The sequence below is a fragment of the Ruminococcus callidus ATCC 27760 genome (assembly GCF_000468015.1).
GTDB classification, from domain to species: domain Bacteria; phylum Bacillota; class Clostridia; order Oscillospirales; family Ruminococcaceae; genus Ruminococcus_C; species Ruminococcus_C callidus.
Window position 1 is genome coordinate 103421 of sequence record NZ_KI260415.1, and the last position, 6390, is coordinate 109810.

Sequence of the window (6390 nt, forward strand, 5' to 3'; positions counted from 1 at the left end):
TCGCACAATCTTTGTGCGGTATTGCCTTTACTTTTGATTGTTGACAGTGACAAAACGCATGCCCCAGTCAGAAGACTTGAGGTCTGCTTCTTTCTGATAGGTTTCCTGTAACTCATTATAGCGTTGATTTTGCAGGGCATTTGTGGCAGTCATTTCCCAGCCAGCTTGTTCTGCGGCTTCTACATAATAGACCAGGCAGGAACCATAAGAGCTGTCCAGAATCGTCACATCACCGGATTTCCGTGCGGCATCAAAGCACCAGTTCTGCCATGCAGAGGAAAGCTGTCCCTCTGTGATGTTCTGGTACAGTCCGCCGGAAACGGTGGTATCTTCTGTGTACTGGTCTGCCAGTGCTGCAAAAGCGGACTCGGTCTGTTCCCCGCTGTTCCATTCCTCCAGTGCCTTTTCTGCGGCACTGTGAGCACCGTCAGAGGATTCATAGGTGTTTGTGGTGAACAGGATCTGGCGAATTGTGACAGGGTGAGATTCGTCCCGCTTCGGTTCGTCCAACAGCAGGCACACGGTGATTCGTTTGTTATCCGTATCTGTAAAAAGATTGGAGTCCCCTGCCTTTGCTTCGCCGGAAAATGCCCACTCGCTGACATCATCACCCTCTGTATAAGAGATGTTATGACTGTAGAGTGTGCTTAATTGGGACTGCAAGTCCTCCTCTGTCAAAGACGTATTCTTGGCATAGTAGTCATACACCCATGACTGGAATTCATCTTTCGTATTGCACCGCCGCAGACTACGGGCAAGTTCTTCCGCTTCGCTCCGGCTGATCGTTGTACTGTCGCCGGAATCATCATAGGAAAAAGAGAATTCCATATAACTGCAAACGTCCATCGTCTTGGCATTCTCTTTGTAATAGGATTCCAGTTCATCATCGGTAAAAGACATGTTCTCCTCCACGCTGGTGCTGAAACTCTGAGCCTTGAAATACAGTTCCAGTGCATGGGTGACGTTGTCCTGTGTCACGCTGCTCGGCAGTGTGCTGAAGTCCATCTGTTCCTTTGCAGTTTTCACCATAGCGGAGATATTCTCCGGAAATTCGTAATTTTCCTTGTCTGCCGCTTCACAGTACGCCAGTACGTTTTCCGCGTATTTTTGTGCCGCATCGGTGAAATAGGCTTCCCAAGTGGTATCGTTATCGTAGTTCTGGTCAGCCAGCGGCTTTTCTGTATCCGGCAGGTTCGCCGAATCAGAACCGGTGCTGCTGTTGATATAGCTGTTGTAAATCTGCCATGCGTAGAACGATACTTCTGCCGCATTGACAGAATAATGTTCTGTCTTTTCCACCGGAATCATCTGGGTCATCGGTTTTTCCCGCACAAACCATGTGATTCCGCCGGCAACTACGGCGACAGCTGCCGCACAGCATACCACGGTGGTAACAATTTTTCTCTTGTGGTGTTTTTTCTTTTCTTCCTTTGCCGTTTTTCGGCGTTGTTCTCTCCGCTGCTGTGCCAGAAATTCCTGCTTTTCGGACGGTTTCTTTTTATTTGCCATAATATTCCTCGTATTCTGCTGCACGACTGTCATGCAGGCAATGTGCTTGTATTCTTAGAGCCAGTTCAGTAAGAGATACTGAACTGGCTCTTATAGTATAGCATATCTTTTACAAAAGTGCAAGGGCAACACTGCACAAACTATTTCGAATTATTCTTATCCATGCGGTTGTACAAGAAGCTGATCCCAAAACAGATCACGCCGCAAATCAGGAAACTGAATGCCCGCAGTTCCAGCTTGCCGTAGGAAATGTCCAGCAGGATCAGCTTACAGATGCTGACCAGCACCAATATCAAGCCATAGATGCGAACCGGTTTGCGGGATTTCCAGAAGCCGAACAGAATCAGCAGAACCGCCAGCACCAGCAAGCCAACGCTCAGCAGCACCTTCGGCAAAGAGAACCCGCAGAACAATACCAACAGCCATGCAGTCAGCTTTCCGCAGAACAGCATTTCCCTGCCCGTCATACCGGAACGGATTTCGTTCTTTTTCAGCAGTTCCATGGAGCCGGCAAAATACAGCAGTGTCAATGTCAGAGCCAGTGCGATTCGCTCCGGCAGATGCAGTGTTTCACAAAACAGCATCAGCAAGCTGCCGATTCCCAGAAGTGCCCAGTTCCCCACATAGGAAATCCAGTAGCGGACATTTCTCGTTTCCCGGTACAATTGGTACAGCAGCACCACGCCATTGACCATGCCGAGCAGAGAAAGAATCCAGCCTGCGGCACGCTGCGGCGACAGGTCTGCAAAGCAGGGCAGATTCCGGAGAATCCAGCCGGTACAGAGCAGGAACAAGCCATAGGCAGCATTTCCGTAAAAAGGCATACGCTGCTTTTTCCCAAACAGGAACAGCACTGCCAGAAATGCGAACCACAGGACGTGCTGCAATAGGACAGCCGGCACTGCGGCTCCGGAACCGCAGGTTCGTACAAATACCGGAAGTGCCGGGATTTCCAGCAAGAGCAACGCCGAAACAGCAGCGGTGAGATAAAACTGTGTCTGATACAAAAATGTTGGCATTCTCCGCCGCTGTACTGCGAACCAAAAGCCCATAAGCAATACGGCTCCGACTGCATAGGGCAGACTGGACAGCAGTACAGTCCCAACAGTTATATCAAACGAAATGGTTGGTGTTCCAAATTGGTACACGCCAAAGCACAGCAGGATCAGCAATTCCAGAAATGTCGAAAAATACAAAATTGCCTGCACTTTATCTGATGCACATTGATTCCGGCGGAACGGGCGAGACAGCAATGCGAACTGCACCAGAACTGACAGGAGCAGCATTCCCCACCGCACATAATCCCACGGAGCAGCAACTGTGCCATTGCCTGCAACGGGATATTTTGTCAACCGCCCCAAAATTTCAAGCAGCGGCAGCAGCGTCAGGATATGAGCAATTATTGCTGTCACCGCATAGCGGATCTGCGTTTTTTGCACCGACCATGCCAACAAAGCGAATCCCAGCAGAATATATGCGGTCAGGCAAACGCCGTCCGCCTCCGACAAAGCAGTCCCCAGCGTAACCGAAAGGAACAGCCCTGCCGCGGTCAACGGCTGGAACACGTCTGGTCGCGGTTTTGTAAACAAGCTGCACAGACCGACCCAGATCAGAAGCAGAATGCACACGGTCAGCATACTGATTTTCGGAAACAATTGCTTGCACAGGAGAATCCACTGCAAAAGAACTGCCATGCCGGAAACGCCCAGCACGGTGAAGAATCGGCGGCAGTACTTCCGGTGCATGCCCCACCAGCCAAGCCCACAGAGAAGCAGCCCAATGGTCAGAAAAACAAGCACGATTCCCCCGACTGGCAGAAATTGCCGCTGCAATATCCGCAATCCCTGCAACAATGTGAGCACTGCCGGAATCGGCAGAAGCCATCGGAAAATCCCAAAAAAAGCACTTCCGGTTTTTAACGGGAATCGGTGATGACAAAACAGTACGCCATAATATGCCATACTGCACGTGAGCAGCAATACGGCTTGTTTTTCCCAAATGGTCCCGGAAGAAAAAATTGCCAGCGTTACGAAAAACAGCAGTCCGATGCCGCTGTAGCGTATGCCAACATTGGCGAAACGGCTGCCCAGAATGACACAGCCCAATGCTACTGCACAGATACAGCCGTAAAGGACCGCCCCCGTGGCAGAATACAGAATTGTCAGGGCACATGTCAGAAGCAGATATTTTCCGCAGAACAATACACCCATGCCGTTTGATTTCCAGCGGGGTTCCCGAAAATAGCGGTCGCTGTTGACAGAGAAAACTACAACCAATGCCAATGTGAGCAGAAGTTTCCACGGCAGGAAAAGCTTCTCCAATATAAGCGGCACGAACATAAACAATATTGAAAAAATGGCGAGCAGATTGACAATTTGCGTGATGCCAGACAATGCCCTGCCATTTTCCAAACGGCGGCACAGTACTATCGTAACACAGTTGCAAAGAGAGAAAAAGCTATACAGCATCACAAAGTTCTGCCAAAACGAGCCATTCAGCACAGAAAGCAGCGGAATCCATGAAGCCAGCAAAAACAGTCCATAGGAAAACTGCATGGCAAAGGGGAACTTCGCCCTTCTGCCGAATCCAGTCAGCAGGAGCAGGTACAGACACCAGCTCACGATTCGCAGCACACCGCCGCAGAACAGAATGCATGCCGCCGCGGTCAGTGCTGCGATTCCAAACGTCAGACGATAAGTGGCAGTATGTACGCGGTCTTTCTGTGCCGCATACCAGAAGCCTATGCAGAACACTGCACCAAGCAGCAATGCGGACTGTTCCAGCCAGTCTGGGAACGACAGCATGCTCTGCCAGAATCCAAGCATGCACAGCCACAACAACAGCTGCGTCGGAACACAGCGGAAACTCCAGACGGAATCAGAAGCTTTTTGCCGTTCCAGCCAGCGGTGCATATCCCAGAAATACTGGAACAGCAGAAAGCCAGCCAGAAGCAGACTGCACACTGCCATGGAAATTGCCTTTGTCTGTACATGCATTACGCCGTTCCGAAAAAACGTATAGAACTGGTCTGCCTGAATCAAGATGCGAATGCCAAGCAGTCCCACACAAATCCCGTTTGCATATAGCGTAAACAAGTGCTTTTCCGGTCGTTCCTGCCGGTTGGTCAGCAGATAGAACAATGCACTGATGCAGACGTAACACGTCATTATCAGCAGTTGAAAATTTGCCTGTTCCGAAAAATGGTCTGAAAATGATGAGAGCTGAAACTTGGTGTAATTGTCCAGTTGGGAAAATACTGCTACCACCATGCCGATATGACCAATATTCTGGAAAACCGGCAGCTTCCCGCGGGAGAGCAGGTACATCAGTCCTGCCCACAGCAAAAACAAGGCGTACATGCCCAGCACGGAGAGCAGTTCATAATACCAGTAGCCCAGCATAATGCCCAGATACAGGATTCCCGCACCGCAGCCGGAAACGGACAGAAAAAACGTCCGGTATGCCGACTTCCTGCGGGAAGCCAGCATGCCGAGCAGCATCAGAAACAAGCCGGCTGCCAGAATGCCGCACAGCTGTATCCAACGGGAACCCGATGCCCATGCCGTCAGCAAAATGCCAATGAACACCAGTAAGGAAGCAAGGATTCCCAGCAAGTTCTTGCCGAAATTGAATTCCTTGTCCTTTTTTGGCGGTGGTACAGGCGGCTGCCCGTTCTGCGGCGTTTTAGGCGGTTCTTGTCTATCCATGATAATCCTCCAAATGTTTGTAATCAATTGTTGGTATCTTTATTATAGATGATAGGCCGAAAAATGTCAAGAGATCATTTCTTTTTCTTGTTATTTTTTCCAGTTATTCTGTAGATTAAGCAACAGGAAATCGGGGAAAGATATGGATACAGCAAGGAGGTCGTGTTATGGCATTTCAAAAAGTGATGATTTCCGGTATCAATACCGCTGACCTGACAGTACTGAAAGAAGAAGAAAAAACGGCACTGCTGCGGGAAATTCGGGATACCGGCAGCAAGGCAGCCAAGGACAAGCTGATTCAGGGCAATCTGCGGCTGGTGCTGAGCGTGATTCAGAGATTCACCGGTCGGGGAGAAGATATTGACGATCTATTTCAGATCGGTGTCGTTGGGCTGATCAAAGCGATCAACAACTTCGATCTTTCCAAAGAAGTCCGCTTCTCCACCTATTGTGTGCCTATGATCAGCGGCGAACTGCGGCGGTATCTGCGGGACTTCAACCAGATCAAGGTCAGCCGTTCCCTCCGTGATCTGGCTTATCAGGCAATGCAGGCAAAGGAACGGCTGACGACCAATCTCCAGAAAGAGCCGACTGTCAGCGAGATCGCGGCGGAGATCGGGGCAAAGCGGGAAGATGTGGTGGTGGCACTGGAGAGTGTCAGCGAACCGGTTTCCATTTATGAGCCGGTATATTCCGAATCCGGAGATGCGTTGTATGTGCTGGATCAAATCAGTGAACGGGATACTATGGAAAACTGGCTGGGAGAACTTTCTCTGCGAAATGCCATACGACAGCTGGGAACACGGGAACAGAATATTTTATACCTCCGCTTCTTTCAGGGGAAAACCCAGACAGAAGTGGCAAAGGAAATCGGCATTTCACAGGCACAGGTTTCCCGACTGGAAAAAAATGCGATTTTACAGGTGCGGGACGCTGCCAATCTGCATCACCATTCCTAGGGCAATACTGTATGTTAGGAGAGGATCCGCTTGGGCATATCCCACAAAATTCCTTGCCAGACACACTATCTGCCTGCGGAATTTTTATGCAATCTGCCGAAAAATCTGACGATGCATCTTACGCACAAGTTTTGTTTGGTGTTGCCCTTGCTTTTTTTTATCGATTATGGTATAATAAATGCAAGGCAATACCGCACAAAGAGCGTCTGGCGACT

General features: G+C 49.8%; 4 protein-coding genes. 2 read left to right on the forward strand and 2 right to left on the reverse strand.

Annotated elements, in window-relative coordinates:
* Positions 1-27 precede the first annotated feature (27 nt).
* Together RUMCAL_RS09085 and RUMCAL_RS09090 are read right to left on the reverse strand one after the other, a co-directional pair.
* Positions 28-1509, reverse strand: coding sequence for a peptidylprolyl isomerase (locus RUMCAL_RS09085; RefSeq protein WP_040647698.1), 1482 nt, complete (start codon positions 1507-1509; stop codon positions 28-30).
* A gap of 140 nt (positions 1510-1649) precedes the next feature.
* Positions 1650-5216 (reverse strand): DUF2339 domain-containing protein, encoded by a 3567-nt coding sequence (locus RUMCAL_RS09090; protein ID WP_021682470.1) that lies wholly within the window; start codon positions 5214-5216, stop codon positions 1650-1652.
* A gap of 167 nt (positions 5217-5383) precedes the next feature.
* Here RUMCAL_RS09090 and sigG point away from each other — a divergent pair, with 167 nt between their 5' ends.
* Together sigG and RUMCAL_RS16270 are read left to right on the forward strand one after the other, a co-directional pair.
* On the forward strand, positions 5384-6175 hold the full coding sequence (gene sigG, locus RUMCAL_RS09095; protein WP_021682471.1) for an RNA polymerase sporulation sigma factor SigG: 792 nt from the start codon (positions 5384-5386) through the stop codon (positions 6173-6175).
* Between the two features lie 11 nt (positions 6176-6186).
* Positions 6187-6390: hypothetical protein (locus RUMCAL_RS16270; protein ID WP_021682472.1), on the forward strand; the 204-nt coding region annotated here is incomplete at its 3' end.

Excerpts from the sequence above, each read along its gene's own strand:
- RUMCAL_RS09085 (WP_040647698.1), bottom strand. The coding sequence starts at position 1,509 with ATGGCAAATAAAAAGAAACCGTCCGAAAAGCAGGAATTTCTGGCACAG.
- RUMCAL_RS09090 (WP_021682470.1), bottom strand. The coding sequence starts at position 5,216 with ATGGATAGACAAGAACCGCCTAAAACGCCGCAGAACGGGCAGCCGCCT.
- sigG (WP_021682471.1), top strand. The coding sequence starts at position 5,384 with ATGGCATTTCAAAAAGTGATGATTTCCGGTATCAATACCGCTGACCTG.